This window comes from Leptolyngbya sp. CCY15150 (genome assembly GCF_016888135.1).
Taxonomy (GTDB): Bacteria; Cyanobacteriota; Cyanobacteriia; order RECH01; family RECH01; genus RECH01.
The window spans coordinates 74,997-99,345 of sequence record NZ_JACSWB010000141.1; the positions used below are offsets into that span (position 1 = coordinate 74,997).

Below are 24,349 nucleotides of genomic sequence, written 5' to 3' on the forward strand. Positions count from 1 at the left end.
AAGACTACCTTACCGTAAGCTGATTTACGGGTAAAGTGGTTTACGGTAGAATGAGTGAAAATGAAGGAGTACGGAGGTCTAGCTTGGTCTTACTTAGACAGCAAAAAGAATTGACCCAGGAGGACTTGGCTAAGGCTCTTGGGGTTACCGATCACACTATTCGGAATTGGGAGAAGGGGCGAGCCGAGCCTAGGCTAACGATCAAACAGGTCAAGGCACTGTGCAAGGTTCTGGAATGTGAGCTAAATGAGCTTCCAGATACGTTTGGCCCGGCATAACATCATCACTGGACAAGGGGGAGTATACCTATCCCCCTCTTTTTTTTGCAATGTACCGTAAATTAATTGACGCGTAAAACACTTTACGGTACATTGATCTCATGGGGGAACAAACGCCCCACGAACCTTGAAAATTTGGAGATACCTCATGAACCTCTAAGCACTACTCGTGTCCGCTGGCTCACAGTTTCTGGCTCAAGCTATGGCTAATCCAGAAGCACTTATGGGTTTTTTGAACGCAGCAGGATGCCATACAGCACCTGATGTGGCACAAGATGCCCTAGATGCTTACAAGGCTGGTCACCTAACCCGCGACCAGGCGTTACGGATTATTTCCGTTGCCCTAGAACAGCCCACCGCCAAGCCCAGGACGACTCCCCAGCAGGACATCGATGAGCTACTACGGGTTGCCAAAGCAACCTACCAGTCTCCGCCAGAGCTTGAAGCGATTCGTCGTTCTGTCGGCTGGTAAAAACACAGCTCCCCTCCTGGGGCGCTTCACCAATTTACAAAGAGCCAACGAGGATTAGTGCCCCTTCGTCAATCCTGGAATAACAGCACTCTCCGAAAAGACGGAACAAAAGGATGGCTCCAGGAGGGCGACGCTCTACAGTCGCATCCCTCTCACCCCCGGCACCTGCTCACTCGCCGGGGGCTTTCTCATAAGAAAACCGGGGGCACTGCCAAGTAACACCCCGGTTCTACTCCCAATGAATTAAGGAGATACCCAATTATGGCTAAAGGTTGGAAAGGATTCTTCGGTGAGGACAAGATGTCTGATGACGACTGGGGCGATCGCGCTGCTCGTGTCGCCGTTGATCAATTCAACATGATTCCCACTGAACAGTCCGTTACCGATGATGAAAACACCCCTACCTATGGCGTCTATAATGACGACTATAGTGAGCAGGAGCACAAAGATGCTAATCGATGGTTTGAAGAAGACCCTGAACAGTTTGATGAACAAGCTAGGGGTGTGGAAGCTCTGTATAAATGTCAGACAGGAGATGTTACGTAGGGCTGGATTGAAAAGCCCAGCACCGATTCAAGCTCGTCTCCGATATCTCAAGGCAAAGGGACAAATTTAAGCTTTTCGACTCAACTCTAGAGGTTCACCCCCGGTCAACATTGGCTGGGGTTTTCTGTTTCCAATTAAAAGCCTCAGGGACACTATCCACGTGTCTCCCCTGAGGCACTCACAAGGAGTATATCCATCATGACTGAAATTTCAGACTCATCAACAATCCCCGGCAAGAATTTTATCGGGGATGTCGATCGTGTTGTCGTTGAAGAACTCGCCGACGAAGTCACGCAAATCGCCCTTTTGCAATACTACCGAGTCACAGGGAATAAGAATCCTTCCCCTGAGGTGGTGCTAGAGATTGCAAAAACATCTGTTGTGGCATGTCTCCCCCTAGCAGGTTTAATCACTCGTCTGCAAGCTGGGGGTGAACAGTAATGGTCGTAAGTTTCAAACGAGTAGACAACCCAGCCACCCAGGCCGTCGAGACGCTAAGCCGAACTGTTGACCGAATTAACACCCTTGAGAGCTGCATTCAAGACCTTTGGTTCTATCTAGACCGGGTCAAAATCTCTAGAGACGTGCTCAAGGATTCTTTACACAAGAGCGAAGATCGCGAAATCAGCCAAGAAGCCCTGGCATGGATGATGGAGGCCGTCGTTAATAGCTTGTCCGATAGTCTAAAGACCTGTGACCAAATCATAGAGGACAGCGACGTCAAAGAAAGAGGGTCTTAACCCCATGGTGTCATCGTGAATTCACAGGAATTTCATGGTATTTCGCTGTGAACTTCGTAGGGGATTCCTGATGATTTCACTGTCACCCTGTCACCCGCTCATTTGTCCTGATTTTACCTGGGAATGTGGATGTGGTGACACCCGGTGACAGCGAGGCTCAAACCCTGTCACCACCTGAGTGACACCCGGTGACACCCCCCTGTCACCGCCCAAGTGACACCCGGTGACAGGTGACAGCCACGGTGACACCCTTTCCATCAGGTATACTGAGCCTAGAGGTCTTCATGAGACCCAATATTCAAGGTTAAACCCCGGGCATTGCCCGGGGTTATTTTATGCCTGGACTAGGTTTGGACTAAATGAAGAAAGAGGGGGTGCCTTCTTGCGAAGATACCCCCTCTTATTGCGATGGTGGAGAACGCAATAATCAGTGTTTGAGGCTTGGTTAATTGCGTGTGAAGCAACTCACCGCTTACCCCGTCCGATGGTGTTGTCTCCCATTTTAGCCATGAGATACACCTTAATCTCAGTCATGGTGCTGTTCATGGTGTCGATGCGATTGCTCAGGCGGCTAAGGTGCTCTTCAGTGAACTTGTCCTGGTCTGCAATGCCCTGGGCCAACTGGGCGATCGAGCTGCGGATGTGGTTAAAGTCGCGTTCCGATGCGTACTGTTTACGCACCGTGGAGCGATACCAAGCGATCGCCCCACTGATGGTGGCCACCAGTCCCATCAGGATTGAAGCGTAGCTTAGTAACTCCATCGCTATCCTCCAATGGGTCGAATGATTCCTGTTCCTTCATCAATCGAGCAGGTACACCCAGGGTAGTAAATCACGGCTGTTGGGACGAAAATAGTTTCAGATTCATCTAACTGAAAACCCTTCTGTTGAGAGCTTACAGACGTGAAGCGATCGAAAGCATGATATTGAGTGATGCCTTGTTGGTGGCAAAATGCGCCCCAGCGTCTGAGCTGACGTGGCTTGGCTTGCCAGTGTAACAGGGTGTAGTCCCCAGTCAGGTTGAATTCTTCAATAATGGGCTCGAAGTTGAGCCGCAAAATGAAGTCTGGTATCGACTGGTAGCTTAAGGAAAACTTGAAGCGATCGTATTTTCTGATTTCGAGCTGTTCCATTTAAAGTGCCCTTCCTACCGCGAATACATCAAGGGTTGCAGTGTCTCCAGTTCCAAAGTTTGAGTTGTCATCAGAGTTCAGAACATACGTCACAGCATTTGGGCTGAGAGTTGTTCTTCTCAAGATTGATAGATTTCGATTGTTGATCGAAAGGTTCAAGTCCACTAGTTCATGAAAAACTCTGGGGTTGAAGAGAAAGCCAAAGGATCTCGTTGTACTGGAAAAGTCAAACGTCCAGGTGCCCGTTAGTGCAGCATCGCTGGAATAGGTGAGCGTAATGGTGTCCATGAGGATTTCCACGTTTCCCACGGACACCCCATCGCTGCCACCGCCCAGCGGCACATATTCAAGGCTTGGCGGATCGCCGGGGCCGTCAAACTCCGCATTGGTTCGTGCATAAACACCCTGTCTGTCAACCGTCCGCCATGCCGTAGGCGCGTCTCCGACAGACTCAAGGTCAGTCAGCCAGGTGTATTCACCGGGCGGCCCAGTTTCACCCTGAATCCCTTGTATCCCCTGAATGCCCTGGATACCTTGCGGGCCTGGGTCGCCTTGTGGGCCAGCGGGCCCCTGTGGGCCAACCTCCCCTTGCTCACCCTGCGGGCCCGGCTCTCCCTCAATGGTGGCAGGGTCAACGTAGTAAAACGTGCCATTGGGTTCTATCGCCATCAGTCGCTGAGCTGGGGGATAGTTCCTTGGAAACGTGAAATAGAGGTCGGCAACCTCGGGATAGGGAAAATACAGATTCACAAAGCGTCCGTATCGTTCGGCGCGAATCTGACCGGTAAACAAGACATCAGTGTGTTTGGGGCTCATGCGATCCTCACTGTGTAGGTTCCAGTAATGGGGGGAGAGTCCAGGATTGGGGTGAAGTCGAGCAGGACTGTATTCTCAGTCGGGCTGCTGATCGTTGCCCGGTCAGTCAGCTTGGCTTCACCGTCGTAGAGCTGGACGATGGGAAAGTTTTTACCCAGGCCGTGAACGATGGTGATCATGTTGGCGGTCAGGTCAGCGGCTACGAACTGCTCCACGTATTCAGCGCTGGATGAGTTGTCCGACTCGTTGATCACATACATCTGCATCGCAACCTGATAGGGCGTGGCAAGGTATGCCTTAAGGGTCAATCCGGTCTGCCCTAACTCGGAGGGAATCCGGATAGCGTCCTTCGTATCGGCGATCGCCTCATACAAGGTGCGTTCACCCAGCGCGGGCAACACTACCTTGATCGCCAAGCTGATTTCATAGCCCTCATCCACTCCCAGGGTGGGCGTAGCGAAAACTAGGAAGTCAGCGTTTACGAACTCATCACTAGCCGTTGGCAATCCGGCTAGGGTGAGCCCGTCGAATATCTGCGTGATGGTCACAAAATCGCCCCCAAAATTAGATTGAGTAGGATATCGAGCACAACACCCCTAAGTTCATCGCTAAGTCCGCCTATCGCCTCAGCAATGGCATCTCTCATGATTTCGGCTAGCCCTTCAAGGAATTTGGTCTGGAGTTCCTCAACGTTGTCGGTCTCGCCCTGATAGTCGCCAGACAGGACGTTATCGAACTGAAGGATCTCTTGGACGTGCGCCCGTAAGTTTGGGTCACCGGGACGGTAAGGGATGAAGGCGGTTAAGCGGCTCTCACCGCTCTGGTTTCGCGTATTTTCAAAGCAGGCCCGCACATAGCGAGGGGTGAAGGTGCGAGGTGGGACAGTGTCGGCTGTCACCTGCACCCGTGCCTGAAATAGCGAGGTGATGGGCGTTTCAATGGCTCCATCTTGGCTACGGTAAACCCGTTGCCTAAGCAGAATCTCAGTTCCCTCATCACGGGAATAAAGAAACTTGAGATCCTGGTAGCGACGAAGGTAGGCGGGCATTAGGCGGTCAAGCTATCGGTATAGAAGTTGTTGATACGCTCACCCTGAAGGGTCACTTCAAAGATTGGGAATGCCCGCAGTTGCTCAAAGAATGTATTGAATTCTGGTTGAGCTGCAGACCAGGGGCAGGGGATGAAGTAATAGGCATTGGGCTGGTAGTAAACTCTTGCGCCCCTGGGGCTGCCGATGGGGAAGTCACACCCCACAGAATCCACGATCGCCCCTAAGAAAATATCGGGGAGAAAGAATTCATCCATCGCCTGTGAGCCGGGCACTCCCCGCTCATTCTCAATCACATTCAGCGTGGTGAGCCGGGAACACATCACAAATCCAAAATCAGTGATGTATTCCAGAGTGTAATTAGCCATTAACCAGCGGTGATGTTCAGTAGAACTTGAAGGTTGCGAGCGCTCTCGCCTTTATAGCTAACGCAATATCCAGTGGCAAGCAACTGCGCGGCACAGAGCAGGATGTCATCACCTCCAGCTTCAGCGGGAAGGGTTTTACGGGCGATTTGCCGGTTACCGATACGTCGAGCGCGAATCGTCAGGTGACGGGGCTTGATTTGAGAACCTGCGGTACAGGGGAAGGTTCCAATCTCAGGGTCAGTTAAACATTGCTTGACCGCGGCCAGAATCTGGTTCGGGAAAAGTTCAACCTTGTACTTAACTCTGATGCCTCCGAGCAGGTCGGAGGTGTAGTTGGTCACGCCAGTTTCAACCTGAGCAACGCCTGCATCAACTGGGTATTCAACGTAGTTGGGCTCTGGGTTACCTGGCATGAAGCTAGGTGGAATAAATGTCCATTCCTCGCCTTCTAGATGCACACACACCGCGCCGTCGTTGATGGCATCCTGTGCCACAGTGGGGATATCCAGAATGGTTCCGGCAGGGTATCGGATGACAGATCTGTCTGGGTACTCCGCTTGAAGATAACGGTGCTTAAACAAGCTAGCTGCGCCACTACAAACAACCCCTTCAGCCGCAGCGTAGCCAGAGATTTCTAGCTTATCGTCTCGGATTTTGAACCGAAGATTTTCAACATCAACACCCAGATCGCTCTGGTATACAGGGATGTTGCCTACGAGAATAGCAACCATTGATTAGTTCTCCTGAGAGGTTTACTGCGAGGACTCATGGGGATGAGCCCTCGGATTGATTGGATTAGCTGGTAACGCTGTTCACGTCGAAGGTCTGCGTCTCTTGGTCAAGCAAGAGCTGCACGGTGATCGAGAGCGTGGTTCTGAAGAAAGAACGCTTGATGAGGTCTGCGGCGGCAATGCCAGATACAGGGTTGGTGGCTTGCGTCCAGGCGGGCGGTGGCGTGAAGCCAGTAGCAGCGCCGCGAGTCTTGGCGGTGATCGCGCTGGCAGTCTCAGCCGATCGCACAACAGCTTCACCCACGATGTAATGGTAGAGACTCCCTAGGTAGCCTCGGGCATCGGCGGGAATGCTGGCGGCTAGAGGTGCTCCGTAGCCAGCTAGCTCATCGTTAGGAATCACGATGCCTGCTGCTGTCACTCCAGCGGCGGCGACGGCGGCGGCGGTCGGAAACAGATCAGCCAGGGCGATCGCCCCTACGCCATCTTGTGTGCCCACCGTGGGCACAGGAATCATCTCGATCGCCTGGGCTTCATGGTCTACCAGGTAGTCCACCACCATGCTGTAGTTCTGGGCGATCAGGTCGCTACCCTGCCCCGTGGGGTTGGGCTTGGCAACCGAGATACCCAGTTTGTCAAACGCAGTTGGGCTGAGGGTGTTGTAAAAAACGTTGAGCAGGGCTAGGACTGCCTTATCGCTGCCTGCGGTGGTGCCATCTAGTTCTGCTGCATCCACACCGGGCAAGTCTGCGACTGGGATGAACAGGCCTGCATCGGTGGCTGTACCGGCTGCATTAAATTGCTCGAATGAAATCATGGTTGTCTCCAGGGTTGAGGGGTTGGGGCTGCGAGAACTCCATCATCTGGGGTGTTCCCGTCTCGTCAACTTCCTCTAAATCCTGGCACTTCAAGGCTTTCATGAAAGAACTAAGATAGTGTCGTAACAACGTTACGACATCTTTTTCATGCCAACCCCCCATCTCAGGTCAACGAGGTTCTGCGAGGGCTGCACTCCGGATGGCTCAATCGAACTCATACCACTCTCTAGATGGCTGGCGGAGAACTTTCGCACCAGAAATCAGGTCGCTCGCTTGCTAAGGCGGCGGCTGATCGTGGCCAAGAAATTCAAGGGACGATACTACGTGGCGTGGAATCCTGCCGTCCCTGAAGAGTTTCGCGACTATTAGCACCCGTCCGAGGGTGGCCCATAGCAGGCGATCGCCTCGGGGCGTTGGGTCTGATCGTTGAACCGACTCACGACGGCTCGCACTGCCCTCACTTGGCGGGCGTTGATTTGTCCGGGCCCGTCTAGCCTGCGTTTTTGGCTGATACGGATTGACTTGGGGCTTAGGGTGCTCAGGGTCGCGACTTTGGCGCAGAATGCCTCTGCATCCGCCTCGCTTGCAAAGTATCCCCCAGTCCATAGCCGTGAGCCTTCCCAAAGCACTCGCCCTGACCAGCGGTTGGTAGAGCTTCGATCCAAGACGGAGCGAGTCCAATCATCAAAGTTTGCGCACCAATTCAGCCCATTAATGGGCGATGGGATGTGAATTGCCCAGCGGCTACCCTGCGGTTTTGGGTAATTTTCCCCAAACCAAACCACAAGTTGGGTCTCGATCGCCATCTCATCAAACTGCTCTGACGGCAACATTGGGATACATATTTCTTGCACCTGGGGGACTGGAGCACTAGGGCAAACCAGTGTGGCAAGGTCTACAACGTTCTGATTGAGGATTTCTATCTGGCGCTGTAGAACACGTATACCAATGCCTTCATACTCAATAGGGTCTGGTGCTACGAAATCATCTAGGAACCGTCTAAAGATGGTGCGAAGGTATCCAACCAGGTAATTGCTTAGCTGATCGATGATAAAGGCTGCAATGGGCCCAGCTCCAACTAGGTTCACGATGATTAGATCGATGATTGTGTCTACAACGGCGATCACAACCTCTGTGAAGAAATCATCAACCTCACCCTCATCTTCAAAGCAGCTTGGGCGAGGCATTATCCCAGACAGGGGAGGGCAAATTGAGCCGCTTAATTCCCTAAGGGCTGATGATTGGGCTGCAGCAAAGGAGAAGATCCCCTCAAAGTTATCTCCTGCATAGGGGAAGGTTTGCAGGGCTCCTGTGGAATCACAGACGGTAATCTCTCCGCTAACGGTTACCATGCTCAACCCCTTTGGTAAGCGAAACGTAAATCCATACTGACAGAGACCCCGCTCTTCAACCGTGACTGATGGCTCTTCACCGTCTTCGATCGGGAAGGATTCATAGTCAACGGTGATAACTGGGCAATCGCCTGGCTCGCCTTTTTCCCCTTGGTCGCCCTTCTCCCCTTGGTCGCCTTTTAGACCGCGTGGCCCCTGTTCGCCCTGTGGCCCGATCGGGCCTGCTAGACCAGGCGGCCCCGGATCGCCCTGCGGTCCCTGGTCGCCAATCAGCCCATCATCTCCATCTTCCCCCGGCGGGCCAGGTGGCCCAGGCGGGCCTGGTTGACCTTGAATGACTATAATCACGTCGTCATCATCGCATCCTTCGATACATTCAAATTCTAGTATTAGCTCTGGATCTGGGAATGGCGGTGGTGGCGGCGGCGGTGGCGGTGGCTCAGTATTACAGCAGTTTTCATCTAACACAAAAGCCGGATCATACAACGGGTTGCCTTGTGAATCCCTTCCAAAAAGCCTTGTTCCTAAAGGAGTAATTGATGTCACTTGAAAGCCAGGGCCAGGCCATCGTGGATAGAATTCATAGGCAATCGTCCCAGTAGATTCAAAGTTGACATAGCTGGATGTGACAAATCGATGACGAAGCTCTGCCCCATCATCAAAGGATGCAGGGGATAAAATTACGAATCCCTCAACTCTAGGATTTGAAGAATATTGACTTGTTGGGCCGATCGGAACGCTAATAGGCCCTCGTAGAAGGTATGTACTGGCATCATCAATATCGTAGGTGTATCGCCACCCTCCCTCAACGGCGGCATCTTGAACATACCGCTTGACCTTCCAAATGGTGTTGACTTGATACCACTGGGGACATTGTCCGTTAGCTCCGTTTGGCAGTTGAAGAGCTTCGTAATACTCGCATTGTTGTTCGCGATCTGAAGGGATATCTGGACGGCATTCACAATACTGGTTCCACCGTCTAACTGTTGAGGCGATCGCCCATTCCCACTCGGATTCAGGAACCCCGGCAAGGTCTGGGTTGGTAGGATTGCTCTCGCAGAAGGTGCGAATATCGCCGTAATAGATGTCTGATAAATTAGCAGCATCTCCTATGTCAGCAGAAAGCTCTAAGTTCCATGAACCATCCCTGCGATTTAATGGGATACTCGGAACATTTTCCTGTATCGGGTTTTCAAGAAACCGTGACCATTCTTGTGATAGCCTTCCAGCATTAAGGTATTCTGCTCTATTGACCCGGACTAACCCCCGTCCGTCTATTCCTTCCCTGGGTCTTCCAGGTCTACCATTAGAGCAATAATTCATAGAAGAAGGCTAGTGAACAAACAACTAATAATTGGCGCTTGCTCAATCATAATCATTGTTTTAGGTGCAGCAGGATGGAACTGGTTAACATCTAGTCGCCTAATCTTGATTCATTGGTCTTTTTTTGCCACGGATGACTACAATGCTCAATTTGTTTGTGTTCATGCATTTGAATCGGTCACCGGACGGTATGCGAAAGTAATGCCAGATGATCAATGCCCTGGAGAGATGACAGCAAATTTTAATTATCCAGAGTGTCGTGTTGAAAGAAAGCTGTGGATTTGTGATGCTCCAATCTTTGCAGACCACGCCAAATCCACACCTGAAGAGATGCAGATAGGCACAAGAGTTCCCTTTTAATTTATCTTTTCTGAAAATCCTCGTGTCGGCGGTTCAAGTCCGCCTCCTGGCATTCAACTTAAGTCAAGTGAAAGCTTCTGAAGCTAAAGGTTACAGGAATCTTGTCCTTCAGTGCTCGACTTTTGCATCCGGCTCCCCCTAGCCCTTTTGGAGAGAAGGATCTGGGGCATGGAGGCTAGCGTGCAAAACTGGATGCACCCATGCTCTATACCCGAAATATCCGAACGTTCCTCCCTGCCATCATTTTATGGGGAACTCCAGCCTCTAGGGTGTGCCGGTGTGAAAGGGGTCGCCGTGGATGAGTTGGATCAAGGTCTCATTTCCCGTTGCCAACGTACAAATTATTAGGCATTGCTGAATAGCAGTATGATTCCGCAACATGTTGCGTGAAGTTTCAGATCCTCTAGCTAGAGTTTCATTCTCTGATTCAGCAGCACTATTATTGAGAAGATGCAACAACGTAAAAAGCCCAACTCTTTGTGCTCCTGATAGATACCACAAGATTAAAGAATTAGGCTTCCCTCTTATGTTGAAAGAGATGTTCAAAATAGGATTTTGGGGTAACTCATCCCACGAAAAATCACAATACTTTTTCTAGGAATTGGCAAGCGCGCGCGCTCTTCGGTGACGAAAAGAAAATGTCCGGGGGCGCATCTTCGGCCACTACACCTGCATCTAAGAACATGATTCTATCGGCAACTTCTCGAGCAAAACCCATTTCATGGGTCACAACGGCCATCGTAATCCCAGTTTTAGCTAGGGATTTGATCACATCCAACACCTCCTTTACCATTTCAGGATCAAGGGCAGAGGTGGGTTCATCAAATAACATTACTTCGGGCTTCATGGCAAGAGAGCGGGCGATCGCCACCCGCTGTTTTTGCCCTCCAGAGAGGCGCGATGGAAAGACATTAGCCTTTTCGGCCAATCCTACCAGCGTAAGTTTTTCCATCCCTAACTCTTCAGCCAACCCCTTAGTCATTTTTTTTACCTTAATGGGGCCATAGGTGACGTTTTGCAGCACCGTCATGTGGGGAAATAAATTAAAGTGCTGAAATACCATCCCCATATTTTGTCGCACTTTATTGATGTCAATCTTGGGATTTGTAACTTCTACATCATTAATGTAGACTCGCCCCTTTGTAGGGGTCTCTAACAAGTTAAGACATCGTAAAAAAGTGGATTTTCCGCATCCTGAAGGGCCAAGAATTGCAACAACCTCCCCTTTTCGAATTTCCGTAGAAATTTCTTTTAGAACTTGTAACCCCCCAAAGGACTTGCACAATGCTTCAGTTCTAATCACTTTTCCGCATCCTTGTTTCAAGATTTTTCGCTACCGACGTTAAAGCAATTACCATCAAGTAATAAATGATGGCCACAAAAATCAAAGGCTCAAAGTAAATAAACTTTTCTGCGGCAACTACTTGACCACGACGCATCAGATCTAACGCACCCACCGTGGAAACAAGGGCAGAATCCTTAAGTAAGGCAATCATTTCATTCACAAGGGCAGGCAAAATATTTTTGAAAGCTTGGGGCAGGATAATATCCCACATCATCACCGGGTATGCAACTCCTAAAGTCATCGCAGCTTCCCGTTGCCCTTTGTCAACAGCCATAATGCCACCCCGAATAGTTTCAGAGCTATAGGCAGCAGAGTTTAGAGCAAAGGTGGCAACCCCAGCCTGAAAACCTGAAGGAGTAAAGCCCGTAAGCTGTGGCGTTGCGAAATAAATAATGGCTAGTTGCAAAATTAATGGTGTGCCTCTAAAAACAGACGTATAGGCATCGGCAAACCATTTCAGGGGCTTAAGATTTGTAATTTTGAAAATGGATAAAACAGTACCCCAGGTAAATCCAATGAGAGCAGAGGTGACGCTAAAAGCAAGGGTGACAGGAATTCCCCACAAGATGTAAGGAAAACTATCGGAAATCTTACTGAAATCTAAAACTAAGCCTTGTCCCTGAATTCCAAGCAATCCCAGTAGTCCCGACAAGCCAAACAAATATGTTTCCATTGATTCCTGACGCACACATGAACATCAAAACAGTGAAAAAGGAGAAGTATGGTATCAAAGAAGCGCCAAGGGAAACCTTCTCTTGATCATCATCCACCTCAAGCTAGGGTTTTCTATGGCTCTAAACAGTGGAAAGCCAGTCTTAGACTGGCTGGCGTTGCTGAATTAGAGTATGAACTTCTAGCTAAAAGCCCTGAAACTCTATTCAACATAGTGCAGAATCATACTGCTATTCAGCAACACCGACTGGCTTTCCTTCATCGAATTGCCAGCCTAGAGACTAGCCTGGATCCGATACATCTTGTTCAAACCATTTGCGGGCTAGTTCCTCAATTTCACCACTACTCAGCATGTCTCTCAAGACAGGATTAATTTGCTCTAGCAGAGGAGAATCTTTAGGAAACGCGATCGCAGATCCAGCTTCTCCTTCATTAGGAATTACATTAAATTCCAAATCAGAATTAGCATCTACATAACCCTTTGCCACAGTGTCTTCAACAATGGCTGCATCAATCCGACCAGCCTTTAGTTCTTGGATAATTTCGTTAATCCGATTTAGGGGTTTAACGGTAATTCCTTCGATATCTTTAGCGGCTTGCTCTTGGATGGTTCCTAGCTGAACACCCACGGTCTTGCCATTGAGGCTTTCAAGCGTGGTCAAGTTGCTACCACTAGAAGCAACAATGGTGTTTTGCGCCTCAAAATAGATATCAGAAAAATCAACGTTTTGCTTACGTTCCTCGGTGGGGGTCATGCCCGCCATCACAAAGTCCGCTCGCCCAGCTTGGAGTGCTGGAATAAGACCGCTGAAATCCATGTTGTTGATCTCCAAGCCATACCCCAGTTTGCTAGTAATGGCGTTGGCAATATCAATATCGAACCCGACGATCTCTTCACTACCGCTATCAGTACGAATAAATTCGTAGGGAGGATAATCGGCAGAGGTTGCCATAACTAAGGTTTCAGCCGGGCCCTCTCCAGTAGGAGTGTCAGACGGTGTACAAGCGACCGTAATAAAGATGCTGAAAACAGCAGTGACTATAATCGTGAATAGAAATCTAAGGTGTTTCATAACTTACTAGAGATTAGATGCCACATACATCAAGACTGACTGGCTGAATACTATCTAGCTGGATAAAGTCAACGCTCAACCAGCTACTTGACCATATTAGCTCTTAGACCATCTCAAAGTTCGAAGGTTTTTTTTGTGACTTCAAATACATACTTATTTTTTTTTAAGATACAGCGGTTCCGAGGTTAGTGAGGTACACCTAACCCTTGAAAAATAAGCGTTTCAGCCGTGAACCTGTATCTCACCAAAGCAAGAAATGCTGTATGTTGGGTTTTAAGGGACTCTCACTTCGACAGCAGGCAATTCAGGTTCCTAAGGCGATCGCCCGTTTCTAGTATCAAGGAGAGTAGCCGTCATCCTATGACCATGCGCTCATCCGGATGATAACGTTGGCTTTGCTTCGATCTTGCAAAATGTGTCGCATGGAGTTTCAGGATTGCAGAGTGCTATTGGGTGCAGCCGTAACGCACGGTTTTGTGGCGCTCGATGCTATCCATGGCACGAGCCTTGAGCAAGCCGGTCTCAAAACAATAGATCAATATCCAACTGTTTGAGATTCACCCGATAGAGACTGCCATGGCTTTGATTCCACGTGGCGAGCAGTAGCGTGTGAGGGTTGGGCATCGCGATCGCCGTTGGAGACTTCGGCCCATTAATCCGCTCAATGCGATCGCCAAACCCATTCATCAACAGAATTTGACCCTCTTGATCCACCACCACATAGCCCCACGTGGTAGCCGCCAAGAGGTAAGGCTGAATTTCTACGCCAATGCGATTAATGCGGTAGGGTTTGAGATCCAGCATGAGTAGCGCATAGGGATTGTAGGCATCTCGTGCCAGCAGTCGGTAAGGGGTGGGTGTTTTGATGGCTTGCCCCATTAAAACTGGAACGGCCAATGATCCTAGGACATTCCCTCGCCGGTTAAATATCTCGATTAATGTACCTTTGGGCGTTGTGCTGATGTCCGATTCCGCTTCTCGCTGGGCAACCACAGCTACATGGCGAGAATCTAGAGCAATCAGTTGTTGTACGTTATAGCAACGTCCCGGCTTAAATAAGCGAATGGGCTGACTAGGTAAGCTTAAGTCACCTGACAAGGGCGATCGCACAAACTGCAAGGTACTCTCCGTAGCGCAGTTAATATCCGCCCTTTCTAACTTATCTGATGATAGCGGCGAAGCTGAAGCTGAGTCAGACTGCTGCAGGCGATAGGTGGCATTGGTAGCGATCGCTAGCCATCGTCCCCCCGGCTCCACATCAGCCCAAAAGGGTTGATCCATCGGCAGGATCGGTTGAATTTGGGGCTCGTGACCCGAAGATATATCTAAGATCGGTAACAAGGACAGCGATCGCTCAGTCGCCACAAAACATCCCTGGGGTCGTAACCATAGCTGGCGAGGCATCTCAGACATCTGTAGCTCACGCCAATCTAGCCACTCTTCTGATGATTGGGGTGCATGGGCTGCCACCACCGTCCATTTCACGGCTTGCCCCGCTTGTTGACAAATTCGCTGGGATGGCAGTGCCACAAGCTGCCGATCGATGGGCACTTCGGCATCATGGTCTAAGCAATAAACAGGAGCCTTGAGTAGCATTGCTTGCTCATAGCTAAAGCCGCTCACGGAGGTCTCGCCGACAAACTGTAGCAGTGGCTCAACCGCTGTCGTGCGCACCGCTTCGTCTTGAAGCAGGGCGATCGCCTCTTGGAGCGCCTGGCGCATTTCCCCAGCCGTGCGGAACCGTCGCGCCGCTAGCTTTTGCAGAGACGTGGCTAAAATAGGCCGACAGGCGGCTGGCACCGAATCAGGAATCTGTAGCGGCGTATTGAGGTGGGCCGACATGAGTTCTGATGGCGTGCCTTGAAAGGGGCGATCGCCTGTGAGCAATTCATACAGCATCACCCCCACCGAATAGAGATCCGATGAAGCCGAATACTGGCCGTAAAATCGCTCAGGAGCCATATAGGCAGGAGAGCCGGTATTGCCCGTTTCCTCATCTGAGCGCAGTTCCTGACTGAGCTTTGAGATGCCGAAGTCAGAAATCCGCGCTCGCCAACCGCCCATACGCAGGTTCAGCAAAATATTTTCAGGCTTAATATCGCAGTGAACAATGCCCCGCAGATGAGCATGTTCTAAGCCAGCTAACACATCGTTGATTAAGGACAAGCCCTCCAGCAAATTGAGGCGATAATCATCATTCATCACCCCCCGCATCGTACCGCCCTCGCAGTAGTCCATCACCACATACCGTCCCGTAGCCGTATGCTCTAGCGCTTGGCAGGTGACGATATTATCGTGCTGCAAACTGAGCAAGAACCGCAGTTCACGCAAAAACTTATGGGTTGGGAACCGCTGCTGCTCTAAGTTCTTGAGGGCAACTAGCCGTCCAGTCTTGCGATGTGCCGCACAGAACACACGGCCAAACTGCCCCTGTCCAACTAAACCTAGGAGGCGATACTTCGAGCGTTTCAGCTCAGTTCCCGGTTGGTTTGCCACAATAACGGACGAGTCCTATGTCGATACGTAGATCACAATTGGCAGAGCTGCTGCATGATGGCATCGTGATCTAAGTTTGTAACCATGGTTTCAGCCGGTTCTAGCCGTTTAGGTAGACCCAACACAAAACGATTGCTATCTGCACCCATTGACTCACAGGTGGTTTGAACACAGTGCAGCTCCCGACCTGTCAGTTGGCTAAAGAACGAGCATAGCGCCCCAGCCTCCAAAAATCCGACCGGCTGATCGCCTTTGGGTGCTTGCTTGGTGAACGGAGAATTCGTAATCGTCACCACCAAAAAGCCTCGGTCTTGATAGCTATGGTCGATCTTAATACGCCCCCACCCATGGGTCACCCAACATTGTTCGAGACATTGGATAAACTCCACCATAGGCATATCTGCCATAGGCGTTTGGTAATAATCCGTTAGCTCTTCACAGAAGCGCGCGTAGAAATTTTTACCCCACCACCGACCGCAATTATAAAGTACCAGACGGCTAGCCTGTCCGGTTTCTTTTTCGAGTCCGGCATAAATTCCTTGAAGCAACATTTCCGGCAGGGCCAGCAGGCGTTCTCCCCGACGATTTTCGAGGAGCCCCAGCTCAAGATCGCCCTGAACGTAGGCATCACTTGCAAAATAGTTGCCAGGGATGCGGTTATCGGTGAGCAAATCGGTGATGGAAATCATGGGTCGATAGGAAGAAGAGGGCGAGGGAACAGTCGAACGAATAAGACAGAGGGCATGAGGACTAGCGATCGCTCAGCGAACCAGCTCATGTCACAAGACCGGCTCATGTCACGCTTACGACACCGATGCTGGATTGAGCAACGCATTCTTGGCCAGCGTCAACGGCGGCTTGAGAAAGCCCATCTGCTGTGCCGTCAAAACCTGCTCCAGCTTACGCTCTAGCATAGGATACAGAAGATTATCGATGGGCCGAGTGTTATAGGCCTGAGCTGCTTTTTCAACCCAGTTGAGCAGGCGATTGCGCACAAAGGTCTCGTCATTGAGCAGCATAGCCATGGCGCAATAGCGCAGCAAGAGGATAGCGTTCTTGAGACTGCGCTCTAAATTGTCCTGAGACATCGTTGGCATCGCTGCCTCTAATTCATCGGCAATCGGCTGCATAATGTCAACTTCACGGTTGCGAAGTTGTCGATAGGCTTCTAGCCGCTCAGGTAGGGAATCGACGTACTGATTCAGAATACCGAGTTCTTCAATCTTCAGATAACGGCTCTCTGCGTCATCAAACAACGCTTCAATATCGGGATGCATATTAACACCTCATCAAGCCTGATACATGGGTTTAAGTCAAACAAGCGTGGCAGACGTCCCGTATGCCACCTAAAAGCTGCTGAAAAAGTCATCCAAGGTGACGCTCTTTTCCTCAGGGGCAGCAGCTTCTGTGGGGGTATCGGTCAAAATGGGCGCAGCAATCATGGGCACTCCATCCCAGGGAATGGCAGCGAAGTAGTTGCTGACGGTCATGGTGAAACTAAAGCTACTACTCACCGTCGGAGCATCTGCCGGAAACAGCGACGTCATATCACCGATATCGTCTTCAACGGGGGGCGGAGCGAGCACCCGACCGTCCCAGTTCACGTCTTGGAAAAACTGTTGAACTGACTGTTGCAGCCAAGACGATGCTTGCATCCCTTTTGCCGCTCCATTCCGTTGCACTAAGGTCATTGAAGTCATCCTAGTCTTTCCCCTGAACGCAGCCGCTTTTCAATATCCCGAGCGGTGGCTCCTTCATTCAACCAGAAGGATGCCGCGTCGATGCGGTCTTGTCCGCCGAGCAGAAATTTGCAGTAGGTTTCACCCATGGAGTAGCACTGAATTTCGATGCAGCTCAGTTGCTTTTTCACCATCTCGGTAAAGAAACCGGCAAAGAGACCGGCGTAGATGTGGCAGACAGGTTTACCCACATCTCCTAATGTACGAGCAACGGCGGAGTCAAACAGGTTGATAAACATAAATCCCTGTTTGCGATCGCCCATGTCTACTTCCCAGCGACCCCAACCTTGGGAGGTAAAGGGCCACCACCAAGTTTCGAGCAAAAAGAGGAGATTGGCTTGACGGGTATTGCGCTCAAATTCTTCAGAGAACCACTTCTCAAAGAAAAAGGCATCGCGCTGTCCCCATTCGCAACCGATGGTGTACATGGTGGCGGCAGAGGCATCACCCACTTCCTCCTCAAGCCCTTCAATGAGCCCAATGATAAAGTCTTCACTGGTTAGCAGATTACAGCTTCCGTTCCAGTCTGTGATGGTGCCTTGCTCAGGATCAAACTGAAAGAAATCGCGAAACCCGTAGTGGTTATGCTTTTTCGGTTGCTTTGATTTGAGGGTGTGCTGGTTGTTTGCGGTTACCATGGTGTCTATCTGAGTGAGGCTGTTATGAGGATATCTACCGAGTCGCTATGATGATCTCGCTAGCGAGGCAAGCGTATGGATGGGTGAACTAGAGGGATGAAATGGTGGATGACTAACCTAAGATTGGGGGTCTAGCCTACAGACTCGATGCTAGACGGCTGATTGACGGTACTGTAATAAACGGCGCTTTATAGGCTCAATCAGGATGATGGGGCTCAAATCATGACCTCAGACATAAATTGGTATGAGTCGTTCATCAGACAGCACTAACCTCTAGGGCTGTGTTCAACCCCAAGGATGACGAGCAATAACCAAACCGGTACTGATTTGAGATGGGGATTGCTGCTTGCGCCCTAAGCATAGGATGACACAAGGCCCTGAGGGTGGATCTCAACGAGAGGGATCCAGGGTGGCACTTGGGTCAGCGTGAAGAGAACGGCGGTGGCGACAATCCTTGCCCTATCAACTAAGCCTGTTATATTGCTCCGCTAGTTTCAATATTCCCTAGGTTAAGCAGATCTAACGAACCTAGATGAAAAGTTTGCTAATCTTAAGACTTTTGACAGAGGTTTTGCCAGAGGCGATCGCCCGGATGCTAGGTCTGGGTTTGCCGACGGTGCTACAGGCTCCGACCCTAGATTCTACTAGCTCCAGTGTAGCGGGAGCGCCACGGATGGTTTAACAGGCCCAGGGGACGACGGGCGGGCTAGGAATAGACAACGACGATGGTTGATGGGTAGATGCTGCTCACTGGCTATGCAGCGGTGCCGAGGGCGGTGCGGTTGAGGTCGAGTACAGGGGCAATGTAGCTATATTCTTCCGGGGTGAAGTGTTGCTGGATCACGTCTTGCATCACGGTGTAGGTCATTTCACAACTGCGCTGGGCTCCAAAAGCGCGCATGATGGTTTGGAACCAGAGCAAAAGCCGTTCTTGGAAGGTGGCGGTGTCATCGGTGAGGACGGTGACCGCAGAGTAACGCAGGACGCGGATGGTGTCTCGCTTCCACTTGGCCGTCATGTCCTGCTGCTTACTGATCAGCAAGCTAGGATCCTGGGCTCGCAGCTTGTTGTATACCTGCTGCACAATCTTTTGTTCGGCGTCCTGCAATTTTTTGTAGATGTTGATCCGCATTTGGTAGGACTGGAGATACTCCTCAATAAACCGCAGCTCTAAATCGTTGGCGTAGCGACCGTCGCTATCAAGGGCAAGACGGTTGAACTGGCTGAGCATAGGATAGCCTCCACAACTATTTGTTAACTTTCTTTAAGGATAATCGGTCTAGACTCAGCCCTCACTCCGTATTTTTGCTGATTGTGTCTAGGGCACAAATTCTTCTCCCCATGAGTCAAGGACAAAAACACGACTCATGGATGAGGAAGATAGGAATCAATGTGGACTAGAATGATTGGGCAAAATCAGACGGTTGAGACGAACCTATGAAGCGTTGGATACATAGAATTCTGGGAGGAGGGGTGGTACTTGGCCTAAGCCATTTATCCATGACAGGCTTGGCCCAGGCAGAGTCTCAACTAAACCTCAACAGTCAGCTCACCGTCCAAGTTGAGCAGCTCAATAGCCAACAAGGCAATGTCTGCTACAGAATCTTTAACGGCAGCCAAGGGTTTCCCAGTGGGGATGGTAATGCAGTAGCCCAAGGCTGCGATCCCATCACCGATTTGGACATGAGTCTTACCATCGAAACCCTGCCGGCGGGAACCTATGCTATGGCAATTTACCATGACGCCAATGGTGATGAGGTGCTCAACCGAGGTCTCTTTGGGATGCCAACGGAGGGCTACGGGTTTTCCAATAATGCGATCGCCCGTACGGGGCCAGCCTCCTACGATGAGGCCATGTTTCTGCTGGGGGGCAACATGACTCTGCAAATTAGAATGCAATATCCTTAGACAAAGGTAGAAAGACGGACTGGGATTGTCTATTGCTATCGTCCATATAGTCTATGCATAGAGAGGAGCTTCTATGGTGATGCTGATCCGATCTCGCTGGGTAAGTGCGATCGCAACAATGGCTGTCGTCTCTGCCAGCAGCATGGTGGCTATATCTCCAGCCATGGCCCAATCCATGCCCCAGGATGAGGTATCGGAACCTAGCGGCTGCGAGCTGGTAGACGATACCGTCTTACGGGCAGATTGTTATCACGCGGAGGGGCTAGCTGCCTATGAGCGGGGTGAGCTCCAGGCGGCCATCGAAGCCTACACCATGGCGTTACAAATTAATCCTCGCCATGGCGATAGCTACTACAATCGCGGCGTAGCCCACTATGACTTGGGATATCCCGAAGATGCGATCGCCGACTACAGTCAAGCGATCGCCCTGAATACCCAAGATGAAGATGCCTATTACAACCGGGGTCTAGCCCGCTATGACCTAGGCGATACTCAGGGAGCTATGGCAGACTTCAACGCAACTCTGAGCATCAACCCCGAAGCCAAGGATGCCCAAGGTTGGCTGGACTATATCCAATACTATGCACCGGATAATGACAGCTAACGGGTAGGGCTCAAACGGTCATGCTGCCAATCACTAGAACCCTTAAGAATCAAGGGTTTCATTCCGTTGTGGTTGCCAATTTTGAGCCCTGCCAGCTAACGATAGCCTGCCGCTTGCAGCGAAAATAGGTGGGCATAGCGGCCGCCTGCGGCCAGCAGCTCATCATGGGTGCCCTGTTCAATTAATTTGCCCTGGTTGAGAATGATGATCTGATCGGCCATGCGCACCGTGGAAAAGCGATGGGAAATGAGGATGGCGATCTGGTTTTGGGTGGCGGCCCGAAACTGATCGAAAATTTTCACCTCCGCTTCTGCATCCATGGCCGAGGTTGGTTCATCGAGCACCAGGATATCGGCTTGGCGACGCATAAAGGCTCGGGACAAGGCAATTTTCTGCCATTGACCACCCGACAGCTCTCGCCCGCCCCGAAACCATCGCCCTAGCCTGGTATCGTAGCCTTCGGGCATGGTGTCGATAAACGCTTGGGCCGTGCCCTTGGCTGCGGCCTCTTGCCAGCGATCGCGATCGCGGATGGCGGTCACATCCCCCACACCAATGTTTTCACCTACCGTGAACTGGTAGGGAACAAAGTCTTGGAAAATCACGCCAATGCGCTGCTGCAGGGTAACCACGTCCCAGTCGCGCAGGTCGAGGCCGTCTAGCACAATGCGGCCGCTGCTAGGTTGATAGAGCCGGGTGAGGAGTTTAATCAGCGTCGTTTTGCCCGAGCCATTTTCCCCGACAATCGCTAGCTTTTGTCCTGGCTTCAGGTGCAGGGAAATATCGGTCAGCGCTAGAGTTTGGCTGCCGGGATAGGCAAAGGACACCTGTTCAAACCGAATGCCATCCCCTGGTATGGGCCCCTGGGTAGCCTGTCCGCCTTCTTCGGGAGTTTCTTCTTCCAAAAAACTGTAGAGGGTGGAGAGGTAGAGGGAATCTTCATACATGCCGCCCACCGAGGTTAAAATGCCGGCGAAGGTGGTTTGCCCCTGGCGGAAGACAACCAGATACATGGTCAGATCGCCGAGGGAAATACGGCCAGCGATCGCTTCCAAAACAATCCACAGATAGGCCCCGTAAAACGCCAGGCTACTGAGCAGGCTGAGCACATAGCCCCAGACACTGCGGCGAATGGTCAGATCCCGATCTTCCTGATAGAGGCGATCGAAAATTTGCCGATAGCGATCGACAAACAGCTCCCCTAGCTGATAGAGCTTCACCTCTTTGGCATAATCTTCCCGAGCCACCAAGGTTTCTAGATAGGTTTGTTCGCGGGTTTCTGGAGCACGGCGGCGAAAGACTCGAAAGGTTTGGTCTGCAAAATAGGTTTCGGCCATGAAGGCCGGCACCGAGGCTAGCATCAGCACCAGGACTGCTCCCAGGGAAAATTGCAGCAGCAGCCCCGAAAAGGTGAGAATCGACAGGCTGTCGCGGAAGATGCCGAAGACGCGCATCACCATATTTAAGGGACGACTGGACGCCTCTCGCCGGGCCCGGGTCATTTTGTCGTAGAATTCCGAGTCTTCAAACTGGGTGAGGCTGAGGGTGAGAGCTTTTTGGAGAATTAGCACATTCACCGTTTGGGCAAGCTGTACCCGCAGCAGCGATTGACAGAGGGCGATCCCCTGACGGCAGCCGCTCAGCACCGCTACCAGCACCGCCTCCACCCCCAAATATTGCAACGCTACCCAGCGATCGCTGCCGATTGCATCGCCCGTTTGGGCCGCCTGCACCACCGCATCTACAATCAGCTTGCCGACATAGGCGATCGCCCCCGGCAGCAGGCCGGCGATGATGGTCAAAATAGCAAAGATGAGGGTGAGGCCGCGATGGGTTTGCCAAACGAGAGCGATCGCCCGCCCACAATAGTGAAAGGTAGAAAACGACTGGCGGAACGGCTGCCAGAGTTGATATAAACGACGCTGTAACTGTCTCATCTTTCCAGCCTAGCGGGTTGGGGGGCACGTGAGGAGGGCTTCAGAATGACCACACCTAGGGTGATTACCCTACTGACCGATTTTGGACTAGCGGATAGCTATGGAGCGATGATGAAGGGCGTGATTGCCCAGATTGCCCCCACCGCCACGGTGATCGACCTCACCCACCAGATCCCACCCCAGAATGTGGCCGCCGCCCGGTTTCAACTCATGACCGCCTACGCCTATTTTCCTCCGGGAACCGTGCATGTGGCCGTGGTGGATCCGGGGGTGGGTAGTCAGCGGCGGGCGATCGCTGTGGAACTGGATGACGGCATCCTCGTCGCCCCGGATAATGGTCTGATCAGCGGCGTACTGCAGACTAAGCGACCCCAGGCAGCCGTGGTGCTCAACCGACCCCAGTATTGGCGTAATGCCAACCCCAGCGCCACCTTCCACGGCCGCGATATCTTTGCCCCGGTGGCGGCCCATCTGGCCCAGGGAGTCCCGCTGCAGGCCGTAGGCGAGGCGATCGCCCCCGACTCCCTCGTCGATTTGCCCTTAACCACCTGGCAGCGATCGGGCAACACCATCACCGGCTGCATTCAGGCCATCGACCACTTTGGCAACGGCATCACCACCATCCCCGCCGCCGCCGTGGCCGGATGTGAGTGGCACAGCATCTGGGGCGATCGCCACATTCCTGGAGCTCACACCTACACCGATGTGCCAATGGGAGAACCGCTGCTGCTGGTGGGCAGTCACGGCTGGGTAGAGCTTGCCGTCAATCAAGGCAATGCTCAACAGCTCCTAGGCTTCACCTGGGGCAGTCCCCTACGGCTCGACCTCCCCTAGCTCAACACCGCCTGCAGTAAATCCCGATGCAGCAAGGCCCGATCCACCATCGCCTGCACCTGGGTCACCGACAGCGCATCGCCGTTGGCATACTGTTCAATCCAGGTTTGAGCGATCGCCCCCGCATCATCAGGAATTTGTTCCAAATCCCAGCCCGGCATCGCCACCTCCGCCATCAACTGCTGCACCTTGGGATCATAGCTGAGGGCAAAACAGCGACATTCCGCCGCCGCCGCCATAATCAACGCGTGGTAGCGCATGGCGATGGTCATCTCCACCCCCTGAAATACCCATTTCAACTGCTGGGGATCGCTGAGGGTGAGGATGGTGCTGGTTTCCGGTAGTGCCCTATGAATCGATTGGGCGATCGCTAGATCATTGACCGGTTGAAAGGGAATCAGCATCACATGGGCTTGGGTAGACTGCTGCAGCATCACCAGAGCCCGCGTCAGGGCCGCAAGTCGGGCATCCGTGAGCTGGGGGTGGGAGCGCAGGGCCACGGCAATGCGCGGAGCCGGCAGATCCCAAAAGCCCGATACCGGTTTCGAGGCCAGGGCCCAAACGGGATCCGGCGCGAGGGTGCAGGGTACTCGCCATTCTTCTAGCAGCGCTGCCGAGGCGCGATCGCGCACACTGACCGCCGTACAGCCCTGAAACGACCGACGGGCGATCGCCTGGGTGAGCGATCGCTTCAGGGGCCCCACGCCCTGGGCCCAGGCCACGGTTTTCAAACCCATCTGCTGGGCCATGCCCATGATGCCGCCGTAGTAAATGGGATTCAACGCACTGGTGGCATCCTGCATCAGACTGCCGCCACCCCAGATGAACACATCCGACCGTCGCAGAGCCGACCACACCGCTGGCGCAGACTTCCGGGGGCAGGCTTCTACGCCATAGCACTTCTGGGTCTCCTCAGGCTGTCCCGATAGCACCAGCGGCTGAACGTGGGACGGCAGCATTTGCAGCAGCGTCGCCAACAGCGCCTCATCGCCCCCATTGCCCTGACCATAATATCCACATAGCACTGCCCGCATGGATTGCCCCCGCCTCTGCGATCGCTGATCTCGTACCTCTAGAGCATCATACGGCACAGACCTGCGCTTAGAGCGGGGGCTGGG

At 52.0% G+C, this 24,349-nt stretch carries 30 protein-coding genes; 10 read left to right on the forward strand and 20 right to left on the reverse strand.

The features are described from left to right. Window positions 1–50 precede the first annotated feature (50 nt). The 4 genes from JUJ53_RS04680 (at window position 51) to JUJ53_RS04695 (ending at window position 1,737) form a co-directional block, all read left to right on the forward strand. Window positions 51–278: a helix-turn-helix transcriptional regulator gene (locus JUJ53_RS04680; protein WP_204150822.1), complete on the forward strand. Its 228-nt coding sequence runs from the start codon at window positions 51–53 to the stop codon at window positions 276–278. Between the two features lie 169 nt (window positions 279–447). Continuing rightward, window positions 448–750, forward strand: coding sequence for a hypothetical protein (locus tag JUJ53_RS04685; RefSeq protein WP_204150823.1), 303 nt, complete (start codon window positions 448–450; stop codon window positions 748–750). Window positions 751–1,011: 261 nt separating this feature from the next. Next, window positions 1,012–1,296: a hypothetical protein gene (locus tag JUJ53_RS04690; protein WP_204150824.1), complete on the forward strand. Its 285-nt coding sequence runs from the start codon at window positions 1,012–1,014 to the stop codon at window positions 1,294–1,296. A gap of 198 nt (window positions 1,297–1,494) precedes the next feature. After that, a complete protein-coding gene (locus JUJ53_RS04695) occupies window positions 1,495–1,737 on the forward strand; it encodes a hypothetical protein (protein WP_204150825.1) in 243 nt (80 codons plus the stop codon). 764 nt (window positions 1,738–2,501) lie between these two features. On the opposite strand, the gene JUJ53_RS04700 is transcribed toward JUJ53_RS04695, so the two are convergent. The 9 genes from JUJ53_RS04700 to JUJ53_RS04740 all read right to left on the reverse strand — a co-directional run bounded on the left by JUJ53_RS04700 (window position 2,502) and on the right by JUJ53_RS04740 (window position 8,788). Next, window positions 2,502–2,798, reverse strand: a complete 297-nt coding sequence (locus tag JUJ53_RS04700) for a hypothetical protein (protein ID WP_204150826.1) — start codon at window positions 2,796–2,798, stop codon at window positions 2,502–2,504. Between the two features lie 2 nt (window positions 2,799–2,800). Then, complete coding sequence (locus tag JUJ53_RS04705; RefSeq protein WP_204150827.1) at window positions 2,801–3,169, reverse strand: hypothetical protein; 369 nt, start codon at window positions 3,167–3,169, stop codon at window positions 2,801–2,803. Continuing rightward, window positions 3,170–3,985, reverse strand: coding sequence for a collagen-like protein (locus JUJ53_RS04710; RefSeq protein ID WP_204150828.1), 816 nt, complete (start codon window positions 3,983–3,985; stop codon window positions 3,170–3,172). Next, the gene (locus tag JUJ53_RS04715; protein ID WP_204150829.1) at window positions 3,982–4,533 is read right to left on the reverse strand and encodes a hypothetical protein; all 552 of its coding nucleotides are present in this window, start codon (window positions 4,531–4,533) and stop codon (window positions 3,982–3,984) included. The genes JUJ53_RS04710 and JUJ53_RS04715 overlap by 4 nt, the downstream gene beginning before the upstream one ends. Then, window positions 4,530–5,033 carry a hypothetical protein gene (locus tag JUJ53_RS04720; RefSeq protein WP_204150830.1) on the reverse strand — a complete coding sequence of 168 codons (504 nt, stop codon included), beginning with the start codon at window positions 5,031–5,033 and terminating at the stop codon, window positions 4,530–4,532. The genes JUJ53_RS04715 and JUJ53_RS04720 overlap by 4 nt, the downstream gene beginning before the upstream one ends. Beyond that, window positions 5,033–5,401, reverse strand: coding sequence for a hypothetical protein (locus JUJ53_RS04725; RefSeq protein WP_204150831.1), 369 nt, complete (start codon window positions 5,399–5,401; stop codon window positions 5,033–5,035). The genes JUJ53_RS04720 and JUJ53_RS04725 overlap by 1 nt, the downstream gene beginning before the upstream one ends. Next, the gene (locus JUJ53_RS04730) at window positions 5,401–6,132 is read right to left on the reverse strand and encodes a hypothetical protein (RefSeq protein WP_204150832.1); all 732 of its coding nucleotides are present in this window, start codon (window positions 6,130–6,132) and stop codon (window positions 5,401–5,403) included. The genes JUJ53_RS04725 and JUJ53_RS04730 overlap by 1 nt, the downstream gene beginning before the upstream one ends. Before the next feature lie 64 nt (window positions 6,133–6,196). Next, a complete protein-coding gene (locus JUJ53_RS04735) occupies window positions 6,197–6,949 on the reverse strand; it encodes a hypothetical protein (protein WP_204150833.1) in 753 nt (250 codons plus the stop codon). Between the two features lie 366 nt (window positions 6,950–7,315). Next, window positions 7,316–8,788, reverse strand: a complete 1,473-nt coding sequence (locus tag JUJ53_RS04740) for a collagen-like protein (RefSeq protein ID WP_204150834.1) — start codon at window positions 8,786–8,788, stop codon at window positions 7,316–7,318. Window positions 8,789–9,637: 849 nt separating this feature from the next. Between JUJ53_RS04740 and JUJ53_RS04745 the strand changes: the two genes are divergently transcribed. Then, window positions 9,638–9,985, forward strand: coding sequence for a hypothetical protein (locus JUJ53_RS04745; protein ID WP_204150835.1), 348 nt, complete (start codon window positions 9,638–9,640; stop codon window positions 9,983–9,985). 580 nt (window positions 9,986–10,565) lie between these two features. On the opposite strand, the gene JUJ53_RS04750 is transcribed toward JUJ53_RS04745, so the two are convergent. The 3 genes from JUJ53_RS04750 to JUJ53_RS04760 form a co-directional block, all read right to left on the reverse strand. Next, window positions 10,566–11,288, reverse strand: coding sequence for an amino acid ABC transporter ATP-binding protein (locus JUJ53_RS04750; RefSeq protein WP_204150836.1), 723 nt, complete (start codon window positions 11,286–11,288; stop codon window positions 10,566–10,568). After that, complete coding sequence (locus JUJ53_RS04755) at window positions 11,281–12,018, reverse strand: amino acid ABC transporter permease (protein WP_343327888.1); 738 nt, start codon at window positions 12,016–12,018, stop codon at window positions 11,281–11,283. Before JUJ53_RS04755 ends, JUJ53_RS04750 begins: the two co-directional genes overlap by 8 nt. Window positions 12,019–12,283: 265 nt before the next feature. Further along, window positions 12,284–12,955: a transporter substrate-binding domain-containing protein gene (locus JUJ53_RS04760; RefSeq protein WP_239124778.1), complete on the reverse strand. Its 672-nt coding sequence runs from the start codon at window positions 12,953–12,955 to the stop codon at window positions 12,284–12,286. Window positions 12,956–13,281: 326 nt separating this feature from the next. Here JUJ53_RS04760 and JUJ53_RS25010 point away from each other — a divergent pair, with 326 nt between their 5' ends. After that, complete coding sequence (locus JUJ53_RS25010) at window positions 13,282–13,410, forward strand: hypothetical protein (protein ID WP_275415723.1); 129 nt, start codon at window positions 13,282–13,284, stop codon at window positions 13,408–13,410. Between the two features lie 187 nt (window positions 13,411–13,597). On the opposite strand, the gene JUJ53_RS04765 is transcribed toward JUJ53_RS25010, so the two are convergent. The 5 genes from JUJ53_RS04765 to JUJ53_RS04785 all read right to left on the reverse strand — a co-directional run bounded on the left by JUJ53_RS04765 (window position 13,598) and on the right by JUJ53_RS04785 (window position 17,948). After that, window positions 13,598–15,571: a serine/threonine-protein kinase gene (locus JUJ53_RS04765; RefSeq protein ID WP_204150838.1), complete on the reverse strand. Its 1,974-nt coding sequence runs from the start codon at window positions 15,569–15,571 to the stop codon at window positions 13,598–13,600. 32 nt (window positions 15,572–15,603) lie between these two features. Then, the gene (locus tag JUJ53_RS04770; RefSeq protein WP_204150839.1) at window positions 15,604–16,260 is read right to left on the reverse strand and encodes a V4R domain-containing protein; all 657 of its coding nucleotides are present in this window, start codon (window positions 16,258–16,260) and stop codon (window positions 15,604–15,606) included. Window positions 16,261–16,374: 114 nt separating this feature from the next. Further along, window positions 16,375–16,848: a hypothetical protein gene (locus JUJ53_RS04775; RefSeq protein ID WP_204150840.1), complete on the reverse strand. Its 474-nt coding sequence runs from the start codon at window positions 16,846–16,848 to the stop codon at window positions 16,375–16,377. A 69-nt stretch (window positions 16,849–16,917) separates the two neighbouring features. Next, complete coding sequence (locus JUJ53_RS04780; RefSeq protein ID WP_204150841.1) at window positions 16,918–17,262, reverse strand: hypothetical protein; 345 nt, start codon at window positions 17,260–17,262, stop codon at window positions 16,918–16,920. 5 nt (window positions 17,263–17,267) lie between these two features. After that, window positions 17,268–17,948 carry a V4R domain-containing protein gene (locus JUJ53_RS04785; RefSeq protein ID WP_204150842.1) on the reverse strand — a complete coding sequence of 227 codons (681 nt, stop codon included), beginning with the start codon at window positions 17,946–17,948 and terminating at the stop codon, window positions 17,268–17,270. A gap of 532 nt (window positions 17,949–18,480) precedes the next feature. On the opposite strand from JUJ53_RS04785, the gene JUJ53_RS04790 reads away from it, so the two are divergent. Then, window positions 18,481–18,630: a hypothetical protein gene (locus JUJ53_RS04790; RefSeq protein WP_204150843.1), complete on the forward strand. Its 150-nt coding sequence runs from the start codon at window positions 18,481–18,483 to the stop codon at window positions 18,628–18,630. A gap of 72 nt (window positions 18,631–18,702) precedes the next feature. On the opposite strand, the gene JUJ53_RS04795 is transcribed toward JUJ53_RS04790, so the two are convergent. Continuing rightward, window positions 18,703–19,179 (reverse strand): phycobilisome protein, encoded by a 477-nt coding sequence (locus JUJ53_RS04795; protein WP_204150844.1) that lies wholly within the window; start codon window positions 19,177–19,179, stop codon window positions 18,703–18,705. Window positions 19,180–19,385: 206 nt separating this feature from the next. On the opposite strand from JUJ53_RS04795, the gene JUJ53_RS04800 reads away from it, so the two are divergent. Together JUJ53_RS04800 and JUJ53_RS04805 are read left to right on the forward strand one after the other, a co-directional pair. After that, a complete protein-coding gene (locus JUJ53_RS04800; RefSeq protein WP_204150845.1) occupies window positions 19,386–19,856 on the forward strand; it encodes a DUF2141 domain-containing protein in 471 nt (156 codons plus the stop codon). A gap of 79 nt (window positions 19,857–19,935) precedes the next feature. Continuing rightward, window positions 19,936–20,460 (forward strand): tetratricopeptide repeat protein, encoded by a 525-nt coding sequence (locus tag JUJ53_RS04805; protein ID WP_204150846.1) that lies wholly within the window; start codon window positions 19,936–19,938, stop codon window positions 20,458–20,460. A gap of 95 nt (window positions 20,461–20,555) precedes the next feature. On the opposite strand, the gene JUJ53_RS04810 is transcribed toward JUJ53_RS04805, so the two are convergent. After that, window positions 20,556–22,397: an ABC transporter ATP-binding protein gene (locus JUJ53_RS04810; protein WP_204150847.1), complete on the reverse strand. Its 1,842-nt coding sequence runs from the start codon at window positions 22,395–22,397 to the stop codon at window positions 20,556–20,558. Window positions 22,398–22,442: 45 nt separating this feature from the next. Between JUJ53_RS04810 and JUJ53_RS04815 the strand changes: the two genes are divergently transcribed. Next, window positions 22,443–23,231 (forward strand): SAM-dependent chlorinase/fluorinase, encoded by a 789-nt coding sequence (locus JUJ53_RS04815; protein WP_204150848.1) that lies wholly within the window; start codon window positions 22,443–22,445, stop codon window positions 23,229–23,231. Here the strand turns inward: JUJ53_RS04815 and csaB are convergent. Next, window positions 23,228–24,265, reverse strand: a complete 1,038-nt coding sequence (gene csaB, locus JUJ53_RS04820; protein ID WP_204150877.1) for a polysaccharide pyruvyl transferase CsaB — start codon at window positions 24,263–24,265, stop codon at window positions 23,228–23,230. The two genes, JUJ53_RS04815 and csaB, sit on opposite strands and share 4 nt — an antisense overlap. Between the last annotated feature and the right edge of the window lie 84 nt (window positions 24,266–24,349).